This window comes from Bacillus sp. ISL-57, assembly GCF_018613135.1.
GTDB classification, from domain to species: Bacteria; Bacillota; Bacilli; order Bacillales; family DSM-1321; genus Peribacillus; species Peribacillus frigoritolerans.
In genome coordinates this window covers 263,372-290,356 of sequence record NZ_JAGGQV010000001.1, presented here as the reverse complement: position 1 = coordinate 290,356, position 26,985 = coordinate 263,372, and the positions used below count along the sequence as shown (strand labels likewise).

23 protein-coding genes are annotated in these 26,985 nt (G+C 41.8%); all 23 read right to left on the bottom strand.

Features of this window, described 5'->3' with window-relative positions; genetic code table 11:
* Positions 1 to 26: 26 nt before the first annotated feature.
* Complete coding sequence (locus J7I90_RS27920) at positions 27 to 1,037, bottom strand: MupG family TIM beta-alpha barrel fold protein (protein WP_214768060.1); 1,011 nt, start codon at positions 1,035 to 1,037, stop codon at positions 27 to 29.
* Positions 1,034 to 2,404: a PTS transporter subunit EIIC gene (locus J7I90_RS01330; protein WP_214768059.1), complete on the bottom strand. Its 1,371-nt coding sequence runs from the start codon at positions 2,402 to 2,404 to the stop codon at positions 1,034 to 1,036. The genes J7I90_RS27920 and J7I90_RS01330 overlap by 4 nt, the downstream gene beginning before the upstream one ends.
* Before the next feature lie 32 nt (positions 2,405 to 2,436).
* Complete coding sequence (locus tag J7I90_RS01325) at positions 2,437 to 3,294, bottom strand: MurR/RpiR family transcriptional regulator (RefSeq protein ID WP_214768058.1); 858 nt, start codon at positions 3,292 to 3,294, stop codon at positions 2,437 to 2,439.
* 10 nt (positions 3,295 to 3,304) lie between these two features.
* On the bottom strand, positions 3,305 to 4,213 hold the full coding sequence (gene murQ, locus J7I90_RS01320) for an N-acetylmuramic acid 6-phosphate etherase (protein WP_214768391.1): 909 nt from the start codon (positions 4,211 to 4,213) through the stop codon (positions 3,305 to 3,307).
* A gap of 359 nt (positions 4,214 to 4,572) precedes the next feature.
* Positions 4,573 to 5,754, bottom strand: a complete 1,182-nt coding sequence (locus J7I90_RS01315) for an ABC transporter substrate-binding protein (RefSeq protein WP_214768057.1) — start codon at positions 5,752 to 5,754, stop codon at positions 4,573 to 4,575.
* A gap of 22 nt (positions 5,755 to 5,776) precedes the next feature.
* Complete coding sequence (locus tag J7I90_RS01310) at positions 5,777 to 6,484, bottom strand: ABC transporter ATP-binding protein (RefSeq protein WP_214768056.1); 708 nt, start codon at positions 6,482 to 6,484, stop codon at positions 5,777 to 5,779.
* Complete coding sequence (locus J7I90_RS01305; protein ID WP_063576371.1) at positions 6,477 to 7,241, bottom strand: ABC transporter ATP-binding protein; 765 nt, start codon at positions 7,239 to 7,241, stop codon at positions 6,477 to 6,479. The genes J7I90_RS01310 and J7I90_RS01305 overlap by 8 nt, the downstream gene beginning before the upstream one ends.
* 2 nt (positions 7,242 to 7,243) lie before the next feature.
* Positions 7,244 to 8,239 (bottom strand): branched-chain amino acid ABC transporter permease, encoded by a 996-nt coding sequence (locus J7I90_RS01300; RefSeq protein ID WP_396020085.1) that lies wholly within the window; start codon positions 8,237 to 8,239, stop codon positions 7,244 to 7,246.
* A 1-nt stretch (position 8,240) separates the two neighbouring features.
* Positions 8,241 to 9,104, bottom strand: a complete 864-nt coding sequence (locus tag J7I90_RS01295; RefSeq protein ID WP_214768055.1) for a branched-chain amino acid ABC transporter permease — start codon at positions 9,102 to 9,104, stop codon at positions 8,241 to 8,243.
* 1,098 nt (positions 9,105 to 10,202) lie between these two features.
* On the bottom strand, positions 10,203 to 10,565 hold the full coding sequence (locus J7I90_RS01290) for a hypothetical protein (RefSeq protein ID WP_214768054.1): 363 nt from the start codon (positions 10,563 to 10,565) through the stop codon (positions 10,203 to 10,205).
* A 12-nt stretch (positions 10,566 to 10,577) separates the two neighbouring features.
* Entirely contained in the window at positions 10,578 to 11,108 is a 531-nt protein-coding gene (locus tag J7I90_RS01285; protein WP_214768053.1) for an NAD(P)H-dependent oxidoreductase, read from the bottom strand.
* Positions 11,109 to 11,151: 43 nt separating this feature from the next.
* Positions 11,152 to 11,784, bottom strand: a complete 633-nt coding sequence (locus J7I90_RS01280; protein ID WP_214768052.1) for an HlyD family secretion protein — start codon at positions 11,782 to 11,784, stop codon at positions 11,152 to 11,154.
* The gene (locus J7I90_RS01275; RefSeq protein WP_214768051.1) at positions 11,781 to 13,421 is read right to left on the bottom strand and encodes an MFS transporter; all 1,641 of its coding nucleotides are present in this window, start codon (positions 13,419 to 13,421) and stop codon (positions 11,781 to 11,783) included. The genes J7I90_RS01280 and J7I90_RS01275 overlap by 4 nt, the downstream gene beginning before the upstream one ends.
* A 312-nt stretch (positions 13,422 to 13,733) precedes the next feature.
* Positions 13,734 to 14,159, bottom strand: coding sequence for a MarR family winged helix-turn-helix transcriptional regulator (locus tag J7I90_RS01270; RefSeq protein WP_053534838.1), 426 nt, complete (start codon positions 14,157 to 14,159; stop codon positions 13,734 to 13,736).
* A 540-nt stretch (positions 14,160 to 14,699) separates the two neighbouring features.
* A complete protein-coding gene (locus J7I90_RS01265) occupies positions 14,700 to 16,397 on the bottom strand; it encodes a sigma-54 interaction domain-containing protein (RefSeq protein ID WP_251025038.1) in 1,698 nt (565 codons plus the stop codon).
* A gap of 129 nt (positions 16,398 to 16,526) precedes the next feature.
* Complete coding sequence (locus tag J7I90_RS01260; protein ID WP_214768050.1) at positions 16,527 to 16,928, bottom strand: MaoC/PaaZ C-terminal domain-containing protein; 402 nt, start codon at positions 16,926 to 16,928, stop codon at positions 16,527 to 16,529.
* Positions 16,925 to 17,377 carry a MaoC family dehydratase N-terminal domain-containing protein gene (locus J7I90_RS01255; RefSeq protein WP_214768049.1) on the bottom strand — a complete coding sequence of 151 codons (453 nt, stop codon included), beginning with the start codon at positions 17,375 to 17,377 and terminating at the stop codon, positions 16,925 to 16,927. Before J7I90_RS01255 ends, J7I90_RS01260 begins: the two co-directional genes overlap by 4 nt.
* Positions 17,378 to 17,395: 18 nt before the next feature.
* The gene (locus J7I90_RS01250; protein ID WP_214768048.1) at positions 17,396 to 18,160 is read right to left on the bottom strand and encodes an SDR family oxidoreductase; all 765 of its coding nucleotides are present in this window, start codon (positions 18,158 to 18,160) and stop codon (positions 17,396 to 17,398) included.
* 20 nt (positions 18,161 to 18,180) lie between these two features.
* A complete protein-coding gene (locus J7I90_RS01245; RefSeq protein WP_214768047.1) occupies positions 18,181 to 19,356 on the bottom strand; it encodes an acyl-CoA dehydrogenase family protein in 1,176 nt (391 codons plus the stop codon).
* Between the two features lie 26 nt (positions 19,357 to 19,382).
* Positions 19,383 to 20,534: an acyl-CoA dehydrogenase family protein gene (locus J7I90_RS01240; protein ID WP_214768046.1), complete on the bottom strand. Its 1,152-nt coding sequence runs from the start codon at positions 20,532 to 20,534 to the stop codon at positions 19,383 to 19,385.
* A 45-nt stretch (positions 20,535 to 20,579) separates the two neighbouring features.
* Positions 20,580 to 22,175, bottom strand: coding sequence for a long-chain-fatty-acid--CoA ligase (locus J7I90_RS01235; RefSeq protein ID WP_214768045.1), 1,596 nt, complete (start codon positions 22,173 to 22,175; stop codon positions 20,580 to 20,582).
* A gap of 314 nt (positions 22,176 to 22,489) precedes the next feature.
* The gene (parC, locus tag J7I90_RS01230) at positions 22,490 to 24,934 is read right to left on the bottom strand and encodes a DNA topoisomerase IV subunit A (protein WP_214768044.1); all 2,445 of its coding nucleotides are present in this window, start codon (positions 24,932 to 24,934) and stop codon (positions 22,490 to 22,492) included.
* A complete protein-coding gene (gene parE / locus J7I90_RS01225; protein WP_396020401.1) occupies positions 24,924 to 26,888 on the bottom strand; it encodes a DNA topoisomerase IV subunit B in 1,965 nt (654 codons plus the stop codon). The genes parC and parE overlap by 11 nt, the downstream gene beginning before the upstream one ends.
* Between the last annotated feature and the right edge of the window lie 97 nt (positions 26,889 to 26,985).

Here is a 26,985-nt window from a genome sequence, read left to right as displayed (position 1 = left end):
CCCCTGGATTCTTGGAGTCCAATTGTTTACCCAATTATAAGTTTTATCGTTTGACCAGGCTTTAGAAGGGACAGCAAAGGTAAATCTTCTTCTATAACTCTTCCTATAACGTTGACTCGGTGGTTTGCCCCTAGGTCTCTTTTGCAAATTTGAACCTCTCCCCGATATCTTCCGTAAGCATCATTGTCCATCGTTATGGATCCAAGGCTTCGTGCAGCTGTATTACTCGGCTCAACATTTGCGGTGACCCGGGTATTCTGCAGCCGGAAAACATCTTGAGAAACATCTGGCCTCAATTTATACAGTCCGCTTTCCAAAAGTCGGGATTCCACTCTAACAGTTAGAATTTTCAGATTTTCATATGCAGTTAGATTCTCAAGTAGATTATCCTCTGTTCCTTGATCTCCAACGTAAACTCCTTCCACATGCTGTATCAACTCAATTCCGGCGGCGTAAGGATTCATCAACCTGTGTTTTTCAAGCGTTGGAAGGCCCTCATGAAGAGGACCGCGTTTACTTCCTGCACCCGGGATGAAAGCAAAGATCGGTATGCCGTATTTCTTGAACATTCTATTCTGTTCATGAAAGAACACTTCTTCAAGGCCCGTTTCAGGCCTTGGATAAAAGTTGTGCCAAGCTATCAGATTTTCCGGTTCCACACCGCCCCCAAGCACGGCTAAAAGTTCATCTTCATTCAACGTACTTGCATTAAGTGAGAGTGAAAACACCTTAGATAAAGAAATGACCATTTCTTTACCGAACCCATCATCAAGGCGAATCCCTTTAATACCTAATGGCCTTAAATCCGTAAATTTGTTAATCCCCAAATGATCAAGCGTATTTAATGAGACATCTGCATGGATTTCCATTCCATAGTCCTCTGCAAGCTTTAAAAGCCTGATCATCCTCTTCACGAGGTCTCCCTTTTCTTCAGGAATATGGAGCGAAGTAAATGCTCTCTTCACTCCTAGGTTTGCAGCATGTATAATTTGTGTTTCTGCATGCGGGTCCTGTAGATAAAATGAAATTCCGATCACTTAAATCCAACCGCCATTTCATCTTTAAATCCGAACAGATACGTAAAAATAAAACCTGCTATATAGGAAATGAACAACCCAGCAAGGAACAGGGCAATTTGGTTTGGATGAACTAGAAAGGTAAGCGGCAGTCCGGACACACCGATGGAAGACGTGGCGATTCCGAATTGAGCTTGGAATGCCCCGCCTACTCCTGCACCTAAACATGCAGTTAAGAAGGGCCGGCCCAATGGCAGGGTCACTCCAAATATTAGGGGTTCACCAATACCTAGCATCCCTGAAGGAAGGCCTCCTCCGATAGCTCTCTTCAAACTTGCTTTCTTCGTTTTCATATAGATGGCAAATGCCGCTCCCACTTGGCCCGCGCCACCCATCGCCAAAATGGGTAGCAGTGGATCATCACCAATCGAATTTATCAATTCTAGATGGACAGGCGTTAAACCTTGATGTAAACCAGTAATGACGAGAGGGAGGAAGGCCGCCCCAAGCACGAATCCAGCTACAACACCGCCGAAATCCAATACATTCAATAACCCGGTCGTAATGGCATCCGATAAAAACCCTCCTACCGGCATAAATACAATGTAAGTGACAATCCCGGTAACGAGTAAAGCGATGGTTGGCGTCAAAATGATATCCAGTGATTGTGGAATGAATTTCCTGACCTGTTTTTCCACCAAGGCTATGAAAATAGCTGCAAAGAGCACTCCGATCAACCCTCCGCGGCCAGGGAGCAAATTTTCACCGAACAATGAAATGTCGCCGACGGCCGGGTTTATGACCAGGATACCAGCAAGGGCACCAAGTGCAGGTGATCCGCCGTATTCTTTTGCAGCATTGGTCCCAACCAAAATCCCCAAGTAGGCAAACAGACCGGATCCGATAACGGTTAAAATGATGGCTAATTGTGATTCTGCTGCAAGCCAGCCCGCTTGAACGATTGCCTTTGTAATACCGGTAATCAAACCGGATGCCACTAAGGCGGGAATTAAAGGGATGAAAATACTTGCAATCCTGCGTAAAAAAAGTTTAAATGGTTTTGCGTTTTTCCTATCAATCTCTGATTTATTCTTCGAGGCAACTTCTTTTAAGTTCAAATCTCCAGAAGCCTCCCCCAGAAGCCTTTCAAATTCTGTATGAACCTTGTTCACCACGCCTGGTCCGAGGACGATTTGTATCGTTTCCTCTTCAATGACGCCAAAAACGCCTTCCGTATTTTTTATATCTTCCATTTTTACTTTCGAACGATCGATTGGCAATACCCTCAGTCTGGTCATACAATGTGCAGCATCGGCAACATTAGATGGCCCACCTAATTTCCCCAATAACTCTTCTGCTAAACTGGCGTACTTATCCCCCTTACCCATTCATAAGCCCCCTTTGTCAAATCTCGGATTAATCATTTATATCGATCTGTCATCGATTTAATGGCAGACCTGGTGTTATCAATATATTGGACTGTTTCTTCATACTGCTCTGAAGCCATCCCCAAAAACAAAATGTCAATCATATATAATTGCGCCAATCGTGAGGAAGTTGCTGCACTTCGAAATGGTGCTTCATTAGAATGGGATGTAAACAATGTGGCATCACACAAAGAAGATACCGTTGTTTGGCCATAATGGGTCATCCCGATTGTCTTGACCCCACGTTCCTTTGCCAGCTTCAATATATTGACAACTTCAGGTGTTTCCCCAGAAAATGAAATGGCAAAAACGATGTCATTCTCATCAGCATTTGCAATCAGGGTTGCAACTAAATGCATATCTGTAAAAGCCGTTGCTCCTTTATTGATGCGAAGTAATTTTTGCTGAGCATCCGCAGCAACTATATTCGAAGCACCCACACCGCAAAAGTGGACGGTTTTTGCATTCAGCATCAGCGTTATGGCATGTTTGAGATTATCATGATCGATTATTTCAGATGTGTCCCGGATGGTCTGAATCGAATTACTCGTTGTTTTCTCCACAATCCGGTACAGTGATTCGGAAGGCTCGATATCACGGTAGCCCTGTTCAACCGTCTTCATCAAATCTCCTGCAATCCTTATTTTCAGATCTTGATATCCTTTTATTCCAAGCGATTTACACAACCTAATAACGGCAGCCCCGCTTGTTTGGGCAGACGTACTTAATTCCTGTACAGTGCTGTTCACAACTTCATGGGGATTCTGTAGAATATATTCCGCTAGTTTTTGTTCTGATTGCGGCAGCTTGCTCAACATCGTCTGTATGATGGATAATCCTCCCGTAGCCATTGCTTCCCTCCTAATCTTCATAGATCGAGATGGCTTTTCTGACATCCCCATCCGCTTTTTCCAGTAACTCCATAGCTTTTTCATAATCTGTTGCCGTTTTTATCATGACGATCGCTGGCTTAACTTGATTATTTGCCTTTTCAAGCGTTTTCAAAGCTTGATCATAGTCAGCATTCGTTACTGTTTCTATGATGTTTACTGCACGGTCCTTCAGTTTTTGATTACTGACATTTACATCAACCATCAGATTTTCATAGACTTTGCCCAATCGGATCATGGTTGCCGTTGAAATCATATTGAGTACCATTTTATGTGCAGTTGCCGCTTTCATTCTCGTGGATCCTGTTAACACTTCCGGCCCGACCACCACTTCAATCCCTATATCAGCTTCTTTCGTGATGCTCGCGTTATTATTGCATGATAAAGCGACCGCTTTAGCCCCGACTTTTCTTGCATAGCGTAAAGCGCCCTTCACATAAGGGGTGCGGCCGCTTGCCGCAATGCCAATAACCGTATCATTTGCTGTAAGGTCCACGTCAATCAGGTCATTTTCCCCAAACTCTTCTTTATCCTCTGCACCTTCAACAGCCCGAACAAAAGCCTTTTCCCCTCCTGCGATTATTCCCAGCACCCGATCAGGTGTTGTGCTGAAAGTCGGGGGACATTCCACGGCATCCAGAACACCGAGCCTTCCGCTAGTACCTGCCCCGATGTATATGAGTCTTCCCCCTTTTTTTAACGATTCGCAAGCCCATTCAACTGCCGTTTCTATCTCTGGCAATACCTCCTGAACTGCTGCTGCCACTTTAAAATCTTCTTTATTGATTGCAGAAATGATCTCCATCGTATTTGCACTGTCGATATTCATCGTCTTTTCGTTCCGTAATTCAGTCGTTAATGAACGCAAATGTTCTTCCATAGACAATTAACTCCTCCTATAAACATCACTTAAATATAATTTCATTTTTTAATAGGAAATAATGAAATTATATTTCATATTATATTCAATGATAGCGTTTTCATTACTCGAAGACAAGATATTTTTGTAAAATTTGTTAATCAGCAATCTCCGTTCTTCAAAACCCCGATGCTGGCGGACTTGCATCTATCCCTTTCAGAGTGCCGTAATTTACCCATAGGAGCCTACTATTTTTAGAGTGGATTTTCCCAACAAAAAAAACGTGTACCGTCACCTTATCGGAACGATACACGCAATTTTGCAAAATGCTAAACTCGTATACTACTCCAGACCCGGGACACCTGCACTCCTTTACCCAGTTAACGGATTGGGACTACTTTCCCGTTTTCTACTGCACCGACGACAATAGTTGATGCAAATCCTCCATTTTCATCAATCGAGGGAATATCGTATATTTTTTGATCTGGCCCTATATTTGAAAGTCCGTCTTGCATATGTTTACGGATGGCCTTGGCATCATCAACGCTGCCTGCAGATTTCATCGCTTCCACAAACGCATACATGGCGATATAATTCAAGCCTACTTCGGAGCTTGGATCTTCCTTATAATTCTTTTGATATTTCTCGACGAATGCAGGCACTGCTTCTTCATCTGAGTCCATCAATGGCAGAACGCCAATCGAGCCTTCCAATGTTTCATATGAACCTGCAATCGGTTTCATTTGATCCAGCTTAGCTTGATCCATGATGATGAAACCGCCTTTAAATCCCAGCTCCCGAGCTTGTTTCGCCACTTTTGCCGTAGGTTCCGAAGCTCCGCCGATGAATAGCACATCAGGATTTTTTTTCAAGGCATTTGTGACAATCGTAAAGAAATCGGTTTCTTTGGCGAAATCAATCGAAGAATTATAAACGACTTTTCCGCCTTGCTTTTCCCAATGTGGGAGCACCGCTTCCGTCCAGTCTTTACCGTATTGCGAAGATGTTGGCAAAGCGGCAATTTTCTTGCCGAAATGTTCCATCGCATATGTTGTAAAAGGCTCGATATACCCCTCGTAATTCGGTGGAATACGAACAGTTAATGAATTTCCGCTCTCGGTCACTGCCGGTTCACTCGTATATGCACCAATGATGAATTCCTCTTGTTCATTAAAAACCTGAAGTGCCAGCACCCCTCCGCTGTGGGGCGTGAAAATGATCGGCGTATCATATTCCTGAATTAAACGTTTAGCATTCGATCCAGTTTCATTAGGTAAGTATTTATCATCCAAAGATACTAAGTTTAACGTGTATTTCTTACCATCTACTTCAAAACCACCAGCATCATTAATTTCATTGACGGCCATTTCGACTCCATTCAATGTCCGTTTCCCATATAACGCTGCTGCCCCGCTTAAAGGACCGCTAAAACCGATGTTTACGACATTGTCATTTTTTCCTTTACTGCCACTGCTAGACACAGGGCTACCCCCTTTATTGCACCCTGTCAAAACAGTGATGGTTAGCAGGAGAAAGACAAATAATACTTTCAGTTTTTTCATAAAAATCCCCCATTCATTTTATTCATGCCCCAATATACGCTTTCCTTACTTCATCATTGGCTAATAAGTCACTTGCAGTCCCTTGAACGACAATTTCCCCATTTTCAAAAACATATCCTTTATCTGCAATGCTTAGGGCAGCATTCGCGTTTTGTTCAGCAAGCAGGACCGTGATTCCTTCGCAGTTAATTTCTTCAATGACTTGAAACATTTGTTCGACAATGAGTGGAGCGAGTCCCACCGAGGGCTCATCAAGCATCAACAATTTCGGTTTCGACATCAAAGCCCTTCCAATTGCGAGCATTTGCTGTTGGCCGCCGCTCAGGCTTCCCGCTTCATCATGATGCTTTTCTTTTAAAATCGGGAATAAGTGATAGACGTATTCCAAGGAATCCTTGATCTCCGTTTTTTTCTTTCGATGTACATAGGCACCCATCCGCAGATTTTCCTGAACGGTCATCTGTGGAAACAGTTTACGTCCTTCGGCACACTGTACGATCCCCTCCCGAACATTCTTATCCGGGGCACGGCCCCCTATTGGCATGCCCAAAAAATGTATTTCGCCCTTGGAAAGCTTACTGATTCCGCTTATGGAACGAAAAGTCGTGCTTTTTCCTGCCCCATTAGCTCCTAGCAAAACAACGATCTCTCCCTCGGCAACTTCGATATTCACATGGTTTATCGCAGTGAAACTTCCATAATTCACTGCGACATCTGTTAACTTAAGCACTGGCACTCCCTCCCAAATACGCTTTAATCACCGCTTCATTTCCGCGGATTTCCTTAGGTGTGCCCTCGGCAATTTTTTCTCCATAATTAAGGACCATGATGTGGTCTGCTAAGTTCATGATCATATGCATTTTGTGCTCGATTAAACAAACGGTCAGTCCTGAGCGATTCAATTTTTTAATCAGTTCTGTCAATCCTTCCGTTTCATCCGGGTTGATTCCCGCAGCAGGTTCATCAAGAAAGATGATTTCCGGTTCTGTCGCTAGGGCTAGGGCAATGGCTGTCCGTTTCTTTTCCTCCTGCGAGATGTTCGAGACCATTCTGTCAGCCGATTCCGTTAATCCGACAATATCAAGCACCTCCATAGCCTTATCCCTGCAAGCCGCTTCCTCCCGTTTTAAACGTTTTGTTCTTAGAATGGCATCCACCAAATTGGATTTTGTTCGCAGTCTATGACCGACAATGACATTATCCAACACGGTCGATTGATCGAAAAGGCTTGTCGTTTGAAAGGTTCTTGAAATTCCGAGCCCCGCTATTTCATTGGCAGGAAGTTTGGTGATATCAATCCCTTTAAAAAGGACCGTCCCGGAAGTTGGTCGATGAAAGCCACTGATCAAATTAAAAAAAGTGGATTTCCCTGCACCATTTGGCCCGATTATTGCATTGATTCTACCTTTTTCAATTGAAAAATCCACATTATTGACGGCCGCCAATCCTCCGAAACGCTTTGTCAAATTCTTAGTTTCAATTAGCAAATTCACCCCTCCTCAGCTTTTATGTGCAATTCGCCCCTAACCCCGGACAACGCATTATCTTTTCGCTTTCTTTGCCAATCAAAGAAGGCCCCTGCGATTCCGCGCGGATAAAAGATAATGATCACCGTAAGTAATGGTCCGAATATCAACATTCGATATTCTTGAAGGAATTGCAGATTCTGCGACAGGATTACTAATAATAATGTTCCTACCAATGGACCTGAAAGTGTGCCGATTCCACCAACCAATAAATACATCAATAAATCGAACATGATGGCAGTTGATCCGATATCAGGTCCAATGAAACGAATGAATGAAGCATACAAGGCACCTGCCAAACCTGCGAAGAATGTTGATAGTACAAATGCCGTTAACTTATTCTTCATTGTGGATATACCAATCGTTTGTGCTAGGTCCTCGCTGTTCCTGATGGCCATATACGTTCTGCCGGTCAACGAGCGTATAATTCGATACACGATTAAAATCACTGCAAGCAGGAAAATGAGAACGAGATAATATTGGGATGTTGCATTATCGAATGTGATCGGCCCTATATTCCCGGGAGCAGGGATCCCGATCAACCCCCTAACCCCCTCTGTAAGTCCCTCCCATTTATCGATCACCAGATATATGATGTAACCCACACATAGGGTATAAATCGCGAAAAAGTGTTCCTTTGTCCTCAGCGCAATCAAACCGATTAAAACCCCCATGGCACATGTGATTAAACATGCACATATAAGTGCCAGCCAAAAGTTCATTCCCGCTTTTACTGTGAGCAAACCAAGAGAATATGCTCCAATCGCAAAAAATCCAGCATGGGCAAGCGAGAGATACCCAGTATAGCCTGATAATAAATTGATTCCATAAACAGCTATCGCCCAGATGAACGAAAGTGTCAGCATATGGAGATAATAATCGTTTTGCGCGATATAGGGGAATGAAAAAGCAAAGATGATAAGAGCGATAATCCCATTTCTTTTCGTTAATATCTTCACACTACCTCTCCCCCTTTGCAAAAAGACCTGTTGGTTTCACCGTTAATATGATGACTAAAAGTATGAATGCAATGATGTCTTTATAATCATTTGAAATATAGGTTGCACCAAGGCTCTCACTGAAACCTAGGATATATCCACCTACGATCGCCCCCGGGATGCTGCCCATCCCACCCAATATGATAATGACGAAGGCTTTTAGGATGACTAAATGCCCCATGCCGGGAAAAACAAGATTAATAGGTGATGCAAGGGATGAAGCGATGGCTGCTAATCCCCCCGATATCATGAAGGTAAGCATCGCGACTTTATTAATGTTGATTCCTACTAATGACGCCCCTTCACGGCTTTGGGACATTGCAATTATGGTCGAACCGGCATAAGTTTTCTTTAGAAAAAGGTAAAGTAAAACCATCACTGCGATAGCTGACACGATGATCAATAATCGCTGAAGTGTGAACGTCAGGCCCACGATATTGACGACTTGACCATATGGAGAAGTCATAGTATGGAAGTCGGCACCCCAGACAAATTGGGCAAAAGCTTCAAGAAAAAGGAGAATGCCGATTGCTGCAATCTTATCGTGCAACGGGGGTGCCTCCCTTAAAAGGCGGAACACGAAACGTTCCAAAAGGACTCCCAACAAACCAACAACGATAATGGATACGAACATGGCAATCCAGTAATTGACCCCATATAATGTCATCATTGATAACGTGATATATCCTCCCAACATATATAGGGCACCGTGGGCAAAGTTCGGAATATGCAAAATTCCATATACTAACGTCAATCCCAGTGCAACGAGACTATATACGCTGCCAATCGTCAAACCATTAAAAAGCTGCTGGATCAAAATCTCCATTTATTTCCTCCTTTAAAATTAATGAATTTCTTTTTTCTGTTCATTCCCTGTCTTACAATCTTGTCCATATTTTAATAGCACACATCTGTATTAAAAACACTTTCACTAAATCTCCCATAGCATCAACATCTCGGGTAGGGCCAATAAGCTTTAATTCCCTTTATTCTCCGCCTATAGAATTAGCTTAGGTATCCATTGTTAGCGCTTTCATTTTTTCATGCGTAACGATCGTGCAGACAAGCTGTATTTAGGGAAAGCCAATGATTCCATTTTCAGTTTAATGATGGTTTATACATGGTGGTCGTCTGTTTTTTCACCCCCTTTCACCTCGCACCTCCAATAGGAGAATCATTCCGCAGAATAATTTCCAGATTTATTTCCATATTCATTTCCAGATTCATTTCCAGATTCATTCCCAGATAATAATGCAAGTGCCGTGCCAAACATTAAATCACCTTCAATTAGGCTATTAACCAGTCTGTGAATTCATTATTGAATTGTAAAATCTCAAAAGTATCGGTTCCATACGGGATGTCCTTCATTCACTATTGACTGAAAAAATCATTTCTGAATCAAAAAATTAAAATGGAAAGGAAACAAAAAATCCCGTTTATAACTTCCATCATTTCACACATTAGCAGTCGGGTAATAATGTAAAAAAAAACGCAACCTAAGAACCAATAATTTTCTAAGGTAATAAAGCCCGTCATCCCCCTAAAACGCGTAATATAATTAGGAATTCAGTCAAAAAGACAGCACCTCCAATTTTGGATAATATCCAAAATCGGAGGTGCTGTTCATACTTATCTATTATTTCCACAGCCTCGATATTATTTAAGTTTCCTCACAATTGTGCATGAGAATCAAGCGCTTCTCCAATTTCATGGTAATTTGGTAGGTTTAAGCCGCTTTCGTCAAGATTTCCTTATCAGCCTTTACACAGAGATCAGCTATTAAATTATTGTTAATCCTCTAATCTCTTACCGATCGAAAGGGTCACGCATTCATAATGTCTAAGAACCGTTACCTTGCAGTTGTACTTAACACACGATTTAATTTCACCTAACTTTTAGAGTTAGTTCATCCTTAGGAATTTTTCTACACTTCTCTGTTTTTTTCATTTTCACGCTTACGATCCATGGTTTTTAACGCTTTTCTATATTCTTCATCCTTCATAGCCAATCCCTTGATGTTTAAATCTTCCTGTGTCGTTTCCTGGAAACATTGAAGGGCTTGGCGGTAGGCCTGATCGTTCATGTGCTTAACCTGCCCAGCGGAAGCAGTTAGAGTCTCCTCTGGAACCAATTTTGATTTGTCAGGTGAATGGATGGCTTCCTTACCAGTTTCGTTTATAACCGTTTCACGTGCCATCTCTTCTTTTGAAGTTGACCAGAAATTAATCTTGAACAATCCCCCAATAACAGCCATAGCCAATCCTATGCAAGCAATAATGGTCACCATCTGACCAACCCCTTACTGTACATGTGTTAGAGTTTGTGTGACTTCCGCTACACGTTTTCCTAGAGCTCTTCCTAACTCTTGTGCTTGCTTAGGAAGCAAATCTGTACTATCAACAGGACAGGACACCCCTACCCCGTAATAAGATCCATATAAAGCATTTTCTGGAACATTACCAGGTAAGCCCACGATAATCATCCCTTGGTGAAGCATTGGAGTAATGAGGTTAAGCATCGTTGCTTCTAATCCTCCATGGACGGTAGCAGTCGTACAAAATACAGCACCAATTTTGTTTATAAGCTTACCTTCTGCCCATAAGAACCCTAATTTATCAATCCATGCCTTCAATCCAGAGCTAATCGTCCCTAAATGTCCAGGACATCCCCATACAATCGCATCCATTTTCGATAGCTTATATACATCTGCCTGATCCACATGATCTATATTAACTTCTGCACCAGACACTTCTTGAGCCCCTTCCGCTATTGAATATGCCAGTGCCTTTGTATGTTCACCTTCACTATCATAGACTACATAGATTTCCATAAAATTCCCCACTCCTCTTTGATGCATTGATGCGAATTTTCATCTACAACGAGATTTTAACTTTAGCATTCATACCAGGAAGTACTTTGGCAGATGGATTCATAATTGAGATTTTAACAGAAACTTTTTGAGTGACCTTTGTGAAATTGCCCGTATTCGACTCTGGTAAAGACGAAAATACAGATTTAGTAGCATAGCCGATTTCTTCAACTTTTCCTTCGAAAGTTACATCGGTATCGCCATCTACGTTTATATCCACTGAATCGCCTTTTTCAATATCCTTTAAATCTGTTTCCTTGATGTTAGCTGTAATGTATAAATGCTTGAGGTCTGCTGCTTGGGCTAGCACTTGGCCACCTTGTACTAACTGGTCATTTCCGGTTCCATTTTTAATAATCGTTCCCTCCATGGTAGACTTTATGGAAACGTCTTGACCTTCTTCTTCAATTATTCCTATTGCCTTTCCTTTTGTAACAGCTTTACCTTCTTTAATATCCCAATCTTTGAGCATACCAGAAGCTGGTGCTACAATTTGAACCATATCTGCAGATACCTTCGCATCATCAGTTTTCACAAAGTTCTCATTTTGATAATAAAAGTATGCACCGCCTGCCAGCAAAGCGATTACAACAAGAACACCCAATATATTGGCTATTATTAAACGACTTTTACTCATACGTATCTCCCCTTTTTATTCGTTTTTTCCAATGGTGCTGGAAGTAAAATGTGCTGCTCTTTCTGCACTAGCGACCTTCCTTTACCCGTTACAGCCTTTCCGATGGAAGCTAACAACATGATTATGCCTAATACCAGGAGAATGGTAAATAAATCATGGTAAGCCCCTAGAAGCGCACCTTTTTGACTATTCACAACCATTGAATAATAGGCCATGCTTTTTGCCTCTGTCAGTGTATGTCCATTATTGATATAATTGCGGACCAACCCGGCCATCTCTGAGTTAGTTTCGGGGTTCAATAGTGATATTTCCCCTCGAACTTCTTCATAGTGAATCGCATGCATTCGAAAAGCAAACCATCCTATTACTGGTCCAGCAATTGAACCAAATAAATTTCTCATAGAATGCAGGGATGACGACCGTAGTACTGCCTTGTGAATGTCACCTGCCAGTGCTGTTCCCAATGCCCCTGATAATAGCACCATGCTTACGCCTACGCCAATACAAGCCATTTGAACATTTATTGCCGTTAAAGAAACCTCGGTTCCCATTGATCTCCATTGAATACTGATCATTATTATGATGATGGAACCTACCATTCCCAGCCTGCCTGCACCCCATTTGTCATATAGCAGAGTACAGACGATACCAGACGCCAAGAATCCAACAAAAAACCAAAAATAAAAATAAGTAAGGTATATGAATGGAGGATCTAGAATGTTACGCAAAAACCCATTAGTTCCTGCAATCGCGACGATAAGAGCAATATGTGCAGTTACAGCCATAATTGTTCCTGAAACTGTTTTTGCTGACCACAATGATCGGATTGGAATAAAGGGATCCACAGCATTAAAATCAACCGCTATGAACAATAACGCCAATAGAAGAGCAATCACAAAAAATGGCCATACCTGATTTGATGTAAAGCCGTGTTCTTGTAAGTTATACAGCGGGAAAATCAAGTCCAATATTAATAAAGTGAATAAGAAAATTCCTTTCATGTTATGTTTCGTCGTTCCTGAGTTTAGCTCTGGCTTCGTTTTGGGTAAGATTCTGAATCCGATTACAAGGCAAATGAGGGATGAGAGAATATTTAACAAGAATATCCATCGCCACTCTGAAATACTTAAAGATAAGGATCCAACAAATGCACCTACCGCGCTGCAACCAAATAAACCACCTATCGCAAACAATATAAACAGATTCCGCACCTTGTTTGGGTAAGACCTTAAACTATGCGGTAGGATTGTCAAAAACAATACACCTGCCCCTAAACCTTGGAGTGATCTGCCAATGGTGAGCGGAATGATTCCCCAGCATAGGATATTGATGATCGTTCCACCAAGGAATATGAAAATGAAAGTAAGATAAATTTTTCTTGTTCCATATTTCATGGGAAGGATACGACCAAATGGGAGACCTAGAGAAAAAGCCAAATTTGAGCAAATGGATGGAAGTAACATAACGTGTGTACTTAAGTTAAGTCCATTTTGAATAACCATTTGATTCAAGATATAGGAAAGACTTGTAAAGTATTGAGGCCCAAATGAAAATAACGTTAATATAGATATGAGCACATATTCCGGCAACAGAGTTTTCTTTATCTCGCCACTCAAAACATTTTTTTGTGAATTCATATAATTCCCCCTTTCTTTCTAAGCTAATTTTGAATGTCAAATTCCATTCCTTAATATTTTTAATAGAAGAAAGTCTTCACCATCCATTCATATTGAGCAGATAAACATGCAACATAACCAAACTTGCCATTTACAATTTGTATTATACAATATATATAAAATATAGCAATAAAAATTTTACCCAAACAAACCTATAACACGGAAAAATGAAAAAGCCTAATTCAAATAAGAACATTTGAATTAGGCTTTTTCATGAAAAGGTTCATTAAAATATGTAATAAACAATACTGTTTCTGCTTATCAAAATTCGATTTATCTTTGTTTCCAGTTCTTAATATCCTGATTCAAACGTGTTAAATTCCTCTGAAGGACGTTTAAATCTTCCTCTGACCAGTCTTTAAGAATATCGGATAATCTTTCTTGACGAGACTTCTGAGCATTATGTAATATTTCTTGCCCTTCTTTCGTCATGACAATTAAGCTGATTCGTCCGTTTTTCGGATCTGGATAACGGCGAATGAATTCCTTTGACTCCATAGCGGCAACCTGGCGACTTGCAGTAGACACATTCAGTCTCAATTGGTCTGACAATTCATTAATGCCTAGTGGCCCATGCTTATCCAATTCACTTAGCAATAAAAACTCGGATCGATCTAGGTTGCCTATTTGTCTACTGGGGGATGTTGTTAGACGTACAAGCAGGGCTATGTCATATTCAATTAACTGGAGTGAGTCCAAATTCTATATCTCCCTTCTAGTGATTTAATTGAAAATAATTAGGCTGAACTAGTGTAGCTGGTTCTTTGTATATATTTTCCAATTAAAATGATCCACTACCCTTGTATGTGTATAAAAACAATATACATGATTTTCAATGGCTTACCAAGTTTTAAAGCTTCAATAAACCCGTTTAAATCAATATATTGAATAGGATTTAATCAGATATCTTATTGATAAATCCCCCTGTTTGTCTCTGACATTCTGAAGGTTTGAGCGAAAATTTGTGTTGATAAATTAATTCTGTAACCTTACATATTCTTCCTCCCTTTTTAAATATGTTGAACGTGCAGACTGGTTTCCTTAGTAAGACCGTCCTCTAGCCAAAGATGTTTACAGCTGGTGAATCTAGGTTGGACACCGCTGCCCCATTCTTTTTTTCTTTTGTCTTTGGTTCACATTCATTTTATTTTTTTTATTGAATTTTCGCCTATCGTATAATCAATCAAAAAAACTGCACCTCCCATTTTTCTAAAAATGGGAGGTACAGTTCAAACTCATCTATTCTTTTCCACTGACCTTTAATCGATATTTTTTAAGTTTCCTCACGATTGTTGCCTGACTGGATTCCAGGGCTTCTGCTATTTCATATGTAGTTTGGTAAGTTTGAGCCGCTTTCGTCAAAATTTCCTTTTCGGCTTTTTCCACCGCTTCTTTTAAAGTTAAGGTAGCATTGAGGTTCGGTTGATTCCGATTTTCCGGCTGATATTCTTCCGGTAGGTCGTTAATCGATAATATTCGATTATCCGTCAGCACGACGAGCCTTTCCACTATATTAATCAATTCACGGACATTTCCTGGCCAATCATGTTGATAAAAATATTCCTTCAACCGTGAATCTATTTCTTTTGAGAATTTATATTGTTCGTTTGCTTTTGTTAAAAACAAGTCAGTCAATGCCAAGATATCCTCTCTTCTTTCCCTTAGAGGAGGAATCGTAATCGGAATGACATTCAACCTATAAAAGAGGTCTTCACGAAAATCACCCGATTTGACCATTTCCGAAAGATTTCGGTTCGTTGCTGCTATTATGCGAACATCGATTTTCTTTGGTTTTGTTCCTCCGATTCTTTGAATCTCCCTTTCCTGAAGGGCCCGGAGCAGCTTCACCTGAAGTTGCAGGGGAAGCTCACCGACTTCATCCAGGAATAGGATACCACTCTCTGCCAGCTCAAACATTCCTGGTTTTCCTTTTTGATTGGCTCCGGTAAATGCCCCTCCTTCATATCCAAAGAGCTCGGATTCCAATAAATCAGCGGGAATTGCCCCGCAATTTATTTTAATGAAGTCTCCTTTTTTTGATCGGATGCTCCGATTATAGATATTGCGGGCAAGGACATCCTTTCCAACACCCGTTTCTCCCAGTATGAGTACTGTCGCATCAATATCCGATATTCTTTCTGCTATCTCATAAATCATTTTCATTTTATCACTGACGAATACGACTCCATCTTTGCTCGTTATCTTCCGCAGTTTCTCAATTTCCTGCTTATATTGATTATTCAGTTCATTAGCTTTCGTCAACTCATGCATCAGTTCATTTAAATCAGATAAATCCCTTATATTCGTAACGACTTGCTCTATATCCCCTTCTGCATTAAAAACGGGACTCCCTGTTATCAATGTTTCCTTTCCCGCAAAATTATCCTGTACGACTGATACCGTTCGTCTCAGCTTCACTACCTTATGAGTCACCGACGTATTCAGTATGCCGCGTTTAATCAATTGGTCCACAGATTTGCCGATATAATACTCTTTTGGTATGCCTGTGATCCGTTCAATTGCCGAATTGGTATAAAGCGTGATTCCATCTTGATCGGTGATGTATATTCCATCATAGGAATTTTCGATTATTGCATCCAGTGCGCGATTCAATTTATCCGTTTCATGAGCATCAATCAGTAAATCGTCCAAAAATTCCGTTTCCCTGCCTATATAAAGAAAATTGTCAGCATCCATTTGTTCCATTAATAAAAATAAATACCTTTTATCATGCAGCCTTGCAGCTGCAAGCCTTTTATTATCGAGAAATTGCCACTCATCGAATTGTTCGGTTAATGTATTATTACCATCCTGGCTTAACAATTGATTAAAATAGTTTCCCCAATCCTTTATCCGATTTGCAGAATCCACGACTAGTGCAGGAAAGGTCCACTCTTTGAGTAAATTAAGCTGAGAATCCTGTTTCACTTGATTCATTACTATTCACCGCCGCAAAAAGAATTCTTTTTAAGTACAATTCTGGATAATTTTCGAAACTCCTTTAAAATTGTCGAATTTCGCTCCTAAAAAAAGTAGTGATGAAATAATTTTCATCACTACTTTACCTCAGTAAGTCTTAAAAATAACCTCTCCACTAATCGCTTCCTTACCTGACTGATTAGTGGCCGCTACGTTGAAAAAATATCTATTCCCATTTTTTTCTTTTAGATCCGCATGAAGAGTTATGACATCATTCAAGAAAACCATGCCCTTGAAACGAATCTTGTATTCTTCGATAAATCCAATTTCATAAAGATTACTGAATAGCTTTGCGAGGTTTCCCATCGTCCACATCCCATGTGCGATGATACCTGGAAGACCAGCATTTTTTGCTTCCTCATCAATGGTATGAATGGGATTGAAATCACCTGATGCGCCGGCATATTTAATGAGGTCCAGTCGCGTTACAGGTGCAAGCTCGATAGAATGTAACGTGTCACCAATATGAAGTTCGGTTAATGTCGTCACTTACTCATCACCATCCTTCTGATCGTTTCATTTAAAATGACAAGCTGTTCAGCAGTGAAGACAATTTCCCCATTTGCATCCGTCCCATAATTTTTAAAGGCTAGAAATCCCATTTCCCCTTGTTTCCCTTTTTTCTCATAATAGTCTTTCACTTCCGTAAAACAGTTGATTTCTTCCCCTACCTTAAGCGGCCTGTTATAGCGATAAACCTGCTCACCGTGAATCAAGCCTTTATTCGGGAGATTTAAGCTTTCAATCGTTCCAAAATCAAAGACCCTTGGGAAAGTTGGTGGAGCGATATTCGTACCGTACCTTGATTGCCTGCCTGTTTCTTCATCTATGAAAATCGGGTGGGGATCACCAATCGATAATGCGAATTTTTTAACGGCTCCCCGTTCAACTATATTTTTAACGGGGTTGGATCGTTTTCCAATACTTTCGTTGAACATAACATCCCGCCTTTTTCCTTAATTTTTTGGACCACCCGCAACATATAAAACCTGCCCGCTAATGAATGAGGATGCCTCATCGGCAAAGAATGCAACAGCATGAGCAATATCACTTGGCAAACCGCTTCTGGCAACCGGAATACTGTTTGCCCTATCCTGGATGAATTGTTCAAAACTCACTCCCACCCGCCTAGCTGTTTCTTTCGTCATTTCGGTTTCGATAAAGCCTGGTGCGACCGAATTAGCCGTTATCCCATATTTGCCAAGTTCAATCGCCAGTGTTTTTGTTAACCCCTGAAGGCCAGCCTTTGCGGCTGAATAATTAGCCTGCCCGCGGTTCCCAAGGGCCGAGGTGGATGATATATTGATGATTCTTCCGTACTTATTTGCAACCATATGCTTCTGGGCGGCACGTACTGCATTGAAAGTACCTTTTAAATGCACATCCATTACCGTCTGCCAATCTGAATCGGTCATTTTAAAAAGTAAATTATCCCGGATGACCCCAGCATTATTCACGAGTATATCAAGGGATCCGAATGTGTCGGCTATTTCTTTTATCGATCCTTCCACCTCTTCTGGATTGACCACGTTGGCCACTTTGGTAAAAATGGTATAACCCTTGTCCCTTAATTCATTTCCTGTTGCTGTCAAAACCTCTTCGTTGATATCGATAATCGCCACGTTTGCGCCTTCACTGGCAAACAGTTCGACGATCGCCCGGCCAATCCCCCTGCTTCCTCCTGTAACTAAAGCTGTTTTCCCTGAAAATCTCCCTGACATAATCGTTTCCTCCTAATCTATTATAAGAATTGTCCTACTTTAACATGACCCTTAATCAAATTTCGGGAAATGATCATACGCTGTATTTCATCCGTACCATCATAAATCCTCCAAAGCCTTGCCTCGCGGTACCAGCGTTCGATGGGAAGCTCCTTCGTATAGCCCATGCCACCGTGAATCTGCAATACACGATCAACGACCCGATTCCCCATATTGGCTCCATAGAGTTTAGCCATTGAAGCTAAATGGCGGTTGTCTTCTCCATTATCAAGTGTAAAAGCCGCATTCAATACAAGCCATCTAGCCGCTTCAATTTCTACGGCAGAATCAGCTATCTGCCATTGAATGGCCTGGCGCTCAGCGATCGGTTTACCGAAAGTTACTCGTTCTTTAGCGTATTCTATAGCCATTTGCAGCAATCTTTCTGCAGAACCGACAGCCCGTGCGCCCACGATCCATCTTGCAAACCCAATCCATTCCAAGCCTAGTTTATAACCGCCATGCACTTCCCCTAAGATGTTTTCTTCGGGTACCCTTACATTATCAAAAACTAAACCGGCCGGTCCCCATTCTCCCATCGTATTGATATATTCTGATCTCCAGCCCATATCACGGTCTACAATGAAACAGGTTACCCCTTCCGTCCCGGTTGCTTGATGACGTTCTTTGTCAGTTACGGCAATGACCATGACGAAATCGGCATCATTTCCTCCAGTGATGAATGTTTTTTCTCCGTTAAGCACCCATTCATTCCCTTCTTTTACTGCCGTCATTTTAATATTTCGCGTATCGGACCCAGCCCCCGGCTCCGTCATGGCAAAACAGGACTTTTTCTCACCATTAATAGTAGGGATCAGATATTTCTGTTTCTGTTCTTCATTTGCATAATAAAGGATGTTATCAGCCGAACCTCCAAAGCTGAATGGGACAAACGTTTTTGATACTTCCATCAAGACAATTGCCATCATGAGCTGGCCTAGGTCTGCGCCGCCAAATTCCTCCGGGGTATTGATGCCCCAAAACCCGGCTTTTTTTGCTTTTTCCTGTAAATCTTTCAATGTCCCCTCTGGTAAACTAGGTTTTCCTGCCATTTCATTGCGAAGTACTTCATTTTCTAATGGAATCAATTCATTTTCCACGAACTTGCGTATTGTTTTTTGCACCATTTTTTGTTCATCTGATAGTCGTAAATCCATTTTAACCCCTCCGCTTTCCAATTAGACTAGTTTTGATATTTTCTCTTTAATTGCCCGGTAATGATATTCTTTTGGATTTCGGACGTACCTTCATATATTCTGGTGATTCGGGCATCCCGATAGAAACGTTCAACTGGATAATCCTTCATATATCCCATCCCGCCATGAATCTGAACGGCCTTATCAGCGATACGATTATATACTTCCGAACCATACAACTTAAGCATGGCCGCTTCTTTAATGACTTTTTCTTTCTGATCGACCATCCATGCGACCCTGTATGTGAATGAGCGAAGTGCTTCTATTTCCATTGCCATCTCGGCAATCATATGGGATACGGCTTGATGATCAATGATCGGGACATTGAATTGTTCACGTTCTGTCGCATATTTGGTAGAAAGATCGAGCAGGTATTGACAGGACCCTAAATTACGGGCAGCAAGGCCTGCCCGGCCATTTGCAAGGATTTTCAAGGCATTTACATACCCTTGGCCGACGTCCCCCAATACATTTTCAGCAGGAACCTCGCAATCTTCAAAAAACAATTCGGCCGAATGTGAGCCTCGAAGACCCATCTTCCTTTCCAGGCTACCAACTCTAAAACCCGGAAAATCCTTTTCTACTATGAATGAGGTGATCCCTTTCGCCCCTTTATCTTTGTCAGTAACGGCCATAACTGTAAAAATATCTGCTACATCTGCATTCGTTATATAATGCTTGGTACCATTTAAAATATATTTATCGCCATTTTTGACCGCCGTCATTTTGAGATTCGTAGCATGGGACCCCGCTGCAGGCTCAGTTAAAGCAAAAGCGCCAATTCTATTACCGCTTGCCATATCTGGTAGATACTTTTCCTTTTGCATTTCATTGCCCATTTCGACTATCCCTACCGTCCCTATACCGGTGTGGGCCCCAATCAGAGTGGTATATCCATTATGTGTTTTGCCGATTTCCTCATATAAGGCACATTTTCCCACCATCCCGATTCCGAGTCCGCCATACCTTTCCGGGATACTAAGTCCGAATAGCCCGATTTCCTTCGATAAATTTATGATGGATTCCGGGATATGATCTTCATCCTCTATCTGCATGGAAAATGGATCGATTTGTTCTTCGATAAACTGGCGTATATTTTCTTTAAGTAGCAGGATGTCTTCATCTAAGCGAAAGTCCATTTGCATTCCCCTTTATTTGCGAATTGGTTGTTAGCGCTTTCATATCTAGTTAGAATGAGCGATATGTTTTTCTTGAAGCTTGCGTTTTAAAATTTTACCGACCGCCGTCTTCGGAAGTTCACTTTCAAATGTGATTTCTTTTGGGACCTTGAAGGCAGCGAGCTGCTTTCGGCAATAATCCTTCAATTCGTTTTCAGTTATTCTTTCACTTGGTTTTAGAACTACCGCTGCATGTACCGTTTCACCGCGATATTGATCGGGAACGCCAAAGACGGCTGCTTCCAGAACCTTAGGGTGGCTGTATAGTATATCTTCAATTTCAATTGGATAAATATTGAATCCGCCTGCGATGATCATCTCTTTCTTCCGTCCCACAATGTAAAAGAAGCCATCTTCATCCATCTTGGCCATATCACCGGTATGCAGCCATCCGTTTTGAATCGTCTTCTTCGTCTCTTCAGGCATGTCCCAATAACCTTTCATTACCTGTGGACCCTTTATGACCAATTCACCTGGTGTATCAACCAAGAGGGCTGGCTCTCCTGTAATGCTGTCAATTATGGCGGCGTACGTATTTTGTATCGGAATCCCGATACTTCCTGGTTTTTGCAGGCCGCTGACTGGATTCCGGTGCGTGACTGGTGACGCCTCGGACAGTCCATAGCCCTCAGCAATCTTTGTTCCACTAAGTTCGCTGAACCTTGACAATACATGCAATGGCAATGGTGCCGAACCTGAAACGCAAGATTTCAAAGTATGCAAATCAAATGGATGGGACTGGTAATATTGTAATAAAGCAATATACATCGTCGGTACCCCTGGAAAAATAGTCGGTTTAAGATTAGTGATAATATCGACGATCTCCGTTACCTGAAATCGGGATACAAGAATTAATTCCCCGCCATTATAAAACGTCAGGTTCATCCCTGAAGTCATGCCGTAAACATGAAATAATGGGGAAACGCCCAGTACCCTTTCCTTCCCCTTTTGAGTATTGATTCTTGAAGTGGCTGCACTTTGCAGCGTATTGGCTACGATATTACGATGGGTTAGCATCGCGCCTTTAGAACGCCCTGTCGTTCCTCCAGTATATTGGAGGACGGCGACATCTCTAGCAGGTTCAATCTCAACAGTGAAATCCACCTCTGTTACAGATAGCAGTTTTTTTGTCATTTCACATTTGCCCTTTTCCAGAGACACGCTCAACACCTTTTCAACATCGGTTTCAGCTATGACGGCTTCAACTATGGGCAATAAATCGTCGAGTACAATGATATGCCTTGCACCTGAATCTTTCAGGACATGCATTAATTCGTTCGCCTTATACATTGGATTGATTTGGACAACAATGGCTCCATTCAAAAGAGTTCCAAAAAAACCAATTGGATATTGGGGACAATTAGGAAGCATGATAGCTACACGATCTCCCTTTCCAATGCCTTCATCAGCAAGCAAGCGGGCACATTTTTTTACTAACTTCCCCAACTCTGAATATGTATACCTTTCCTCCATGAACGTTACCGCTGTATTATCCGAATACTGTTCGACTGATTGAAAAAATAGTTCTGTCAATGAAATTTCAGGAATATCAATCTCTATTGGATTTCCGGACGGGATATGCTTTATCCAAGGTCTATCCATTGGTCCTCCCCTTTCTTCATTCAAAAATAAAGAAGTCATACTAACAATATGCAAGGAGTGTGCCAAAAATAAATCGTTTTGATACGTTGATTCAATTCATGCTAAAATTCAAAAATGAATTATTTGCTGCGTTCTTAATAATTTTAGGTTCATAATACTAGGATTTAAATTTGACTCAATAACTCATTTTTGAATTAAGACATTGCTTTCGTATAAAGACCCAACTGTAATGCTGGCCTGTGGACATACTGATCATCTTCAGGAAATTAAAACGGGATGCTGATCAAGGTCAGCATCCCGTTCAAAAAAATGATTCACTGCTCTATGGCGGTGTCATCTTCCAATGATATTTTCCATAATTCTTTCGCTTTTCCACTAACCGTTTCATCAAAAACAAATGATCCATTCGTATATCGATCATGATTTTTTAATGAAGCGGCATGAATCGTTTCAATGGTTCCCTTTTCGGAAAGAATGAAAAGACTGTCGGTTTTGTTAATGATATCGAAACCAACGATCCTATGAGGATTCGATTTCAATTCCCTCAAGACCACGACACCGCGTTTTGCCCGGCTCGTTTTTTCAAACTCGGTTAATTTCATTTTCTTTATGGCCCCGCGCTGTGTAACGATAAAGATCGATTCTTTACTATCCTTGGCCAAAACCTTTCCGCCAATGACATAGTCATTTTCTTTCAAGTTAATCCCTTTGACCCCTGCTGCCCGGACACCGACAACACTTACTTCTTCTTCATCAAACCATAAACCATAGCCATTATGAGTGACTAGGAAAAGGTCAGCCTGTCCATTCGTATGATGGACATCGACCAGTTCATCGTCACCTTTTAAATTGACACCAACCAGTGGTTTTGAATGACGCTGGGCTTTATAGGAAGCTAATTCTGTCTTTTTCACCATACCATTTTTCGTGATGAACACCAAGAATTCCGGCATGGTAAAATCTTTGATTGGAATCGCTTTTATGATTTGTTCTTCCCTGTCGATTGGAATGATGTTCGCGATATGCTGACCGGTTTCCTTCCAGCGAATATCAGGAAGCTGATGAACTGGACAATAGAGGTAGTTCCCTTTGGACGTGAACAGCAACAGGACATCTGTTGTATTCATCTCCAGCCTCTGGAGCAGGCGATCGGAATCCTTCATGCCAAAATCAAGACCTCCTGACGCTGCATAAGATCGTAACGATGTCCGTTTGACATAGCCTTCTTTCGTCACGGTAACCATCACGTCTTCACTCGCAATCAAGACTTCCAGATTTATTTTGATTTCTTCAATTTCTTTTTCGATTTTGGAACGCCGTCCGTCATCAAAGCCCTTTTTAATGAATCGAAGTTCTTTTTTAATTACTTGAAGAAGAACTTTTTCACTGCCAAGAATCTTTGTCAATTCCTCAATTTTGTCCTTCAATTCCGCTGCCTCTGCTTCAAGTGCTGTAATATCCGTATTTGTCAGCCTATATAACTGCAAGGAGACAATGGCTTCAGCTTGCGCTTCTGTAAAAGCAAATTTAGCCATGAGGTTATCTTTAGCGTTCCGTTTGTCTTTAGATGCCCGGATGACAGCGATGACTTCATCTAATATGGATAAAGCTTTCACTAATCCATCGACGATATGTGCCCTGTCATGTGCCTTTTGCAGCTCATAACGTGAACGGTTCACGATTACCTCTTTACGGTGTTCGATATAAGCATCGAGCATTTTAGGCAGGCTCATCAATGTTGGCCGCTTTTTATAAATTGCAACCATATTGAAATTGTATGCAATTTGAAGATCGGAATTTTTGTATAAATAATGCAGGACTCCATTTGCATCTGCTTCTTTTTTCAGTTCGATGACAATGCGCAGTCCTGTACGGTCGGTCTCATCCCTTACTTCGGCGATTCCTTCCACTTTCCGGTCTAGACGGAATTCATCCATTTTCTTAACAAGGTTTGCTTTATTGACTTCATATGGGATTTCAGTGATGACGATTTGCTGTTTGCCGCCCCGAATCGTTTCCACTTCCGCCAACCCGCGAATGATTATTTTCCCTTTACCTGTTTCATAGGCCTTACGAATGCCCTCAATTCCTTGAATGATACCGCCAGTAGGAAAATCCGGCCCTTTAATGACAGTCATTAAATCAGCGACTGTCGCTTCCGGCTTATCGATTCGCATAATGGCAGCATCAATGACTTCACCTAGTTGATGTGGCGGGATTTCAGTGGCATAGCCGGCTGAAATTCCTGTAGAGCCGTTTACAAGCAGGTTAGGGAACATTGCAGGCAATACAATGGGCTCTTCTGAAGTATCATCAAAGTTCGGTACAAAATCGACCGTCCTTTTTTCAATATCCCGCAGCATCTCGGAGGCAATCGATGAAAGCCTCGCTTCCGTATACCGCATCGCAGCAGGCGGATCACCATCAATGCTACCATTGTTTCCGTGCATTTGGACCATGACCTTCCGCAGCTTCCAGTCTTGGCTCATCCGAACCATTGCCTCATAAACGGATGAATCTCCGTGAGGGTGATAGTTACCGATTACATTACCGACCGTTTTTGCGGATTTCCTGAATCCTTTTTCCTGAGTATTTCCTTCGACATGCATTGCATACAATATCCTGCGCTGCACCGGTTTTAAGCCGTCCCTTGCATCAGGAAGTGCCCGATCTTGGATAATATATTTACTATAACGGCCGAAGCGGTCACCAATTACCTCTTCAAGCGGCAAATCCCGAAACGTTTCTTCAAATACCATCGTTAATGACCTCCTCTTCAATCGACATATTTTCATTATCTAAAATATTCGATTCCTCTTCGAGACCAAAAGCGACATTGGCTTCAATCCACTTACGACGCGGTTCAACCTTATCTCCCATCAAAGTTGTCACACGTCTTTCTGCACGTGCTCCATCATCGATCTTCACACGTATCAATGTCCTTGTTTCCGGGTTCATGGTGGTATCCCATAATTGATCGGCATTCATCTCTCCCAGCCCTTTATAGCGCTGAATCATATAGCCTTTCCCCACCTTGTCTATCGCTCCCTGGAGCTCCTCATCGCTCCAAGCATATTCAATGACTTCTTTCTTCCCTGTCCCTTTGCTCACTTTATATAAAGGGGGCAAGGCAATGTACACCTTCCCTGACTCTATTAACGGCTTCATATACCGGTAAAAGAAAGTCAGCAGCAGCACTTGGATATGGGCCCCATCCGTATCGGCATCAGTCATGATGATCACTTTATCATAGTTAGTGTCCGGCGTATTGAACTCCGCCCCGACACCTCCGCCGATGGCATGGATGATCGTATTTATTTCCTCGTTTTTAAAAATATCCGCCAGTTTTGCCTTTTCCGTATTGATAACTTTCCCCCGCAAAGGAAGAACTGCTTGGAAACGGCGATCCCGCCCTTGTTTAGCGGATCCCCCAGCAGAGTCACCTTCAACAAGATACAATTCATTTCGTTCTGGATTTTTGGATTGGGCTGGTGTTAATTTCCCGGAGAGGATGGCATCGGATTTTTTCCGTTTCTTCCCGCTTCTTGCGTCTTCACGGGCTTTGCGTGCCGCTTCCCTTGCCTGGAACGCTTTAATCGCTTTTTTAACCAATAGGGTACTCGTGGTCGGATCTTCTTCAAAAAAGTAGGCTAGGTGCTCTGATACGATGGAATCGACTGCAGAACGGGCTTCGCTGGTTCCAAGTTTGCTTTTGGTTTGTCCTTCGAATTGAAGAAGTTCTTCAGGGATGCGCACTGAAATGATTGAAGACAAGCCTTCACGTATATCGGTACCTTCGAGGTTTTTATCTTTTTCCTTTAATAGCCCCATTTTTCTGGCATAATCATTAAATGCCCGTGTCATGGCCGTTTTTGCACCAATCTCATGGGTGCCTCCGTCTTTTGTACGAACGTTATTCACGAAGCTTAGAATATTTTCTGAATAACCATCGTTGAATTGAAAGGCAAGTTCGACTTCAATCCCATTTTGTTCCCCTTCTAAGCTGACTACACTATGGAGTGTCTCTTTCTCTTCATTTAAATAATCGACAAACGCTTCAATGCCATTTTCATAGTGAAAAACTTCATTACGGTCGTTACGCTCATCCGTCAATTCTATCTTCATGCCTTTTAAAAGAAAAGCTGATTCACGAAGGCGCTCACACAGGATCTCATAATTAAAAGTCGTCACCGAAAATATTTTAGGATCGGGCTTGAAGTGGATTTTGGTCCCAGCCTGGTTTGTTTTGCCGATTTTCTCCAGTGTGGTTTCCGGCTTTCCGCCATTGAAAAAACGTTGTTCGTAAATGAACCCGTCCCTCTTGATTGTCACGACAAGCCATTCAGACAACGCGTTAACGACCGAAGCACCGACTCCATGAAGGCCTCCACTCGTTTTATATCCGCCTTGTCCAAATTTACCTCCAGCATGAAGAATCGTTAAAATGACCTCAGGCGTCGGTTTACCTAATTTATGCATGCCAATAGGCATTCCACGCCCTTTATCGGACACACTTACACTGTTATCTTTATGTATTTTCACACTAATTTGGTCTCCATATCCAGCTAAAGCCTCATCTACGGAGTTATCTACAATCTCGTACACTAAATGATGAAGTCCGCGTGCATCAGTACTGCCGATATACATACCGGGACGTTTTCTGACCGCTTCGAGTCCTTCCAGTACCTGAATTGCATCATCATTGTACTCGATTGTTTTTACTTTCTTTGCCACAGAAATTCCCCTTTCCTTACTAAACACAATTTCCGGGCCAAATCATACTGCAATGAAATGACTCACTAGCTTAACA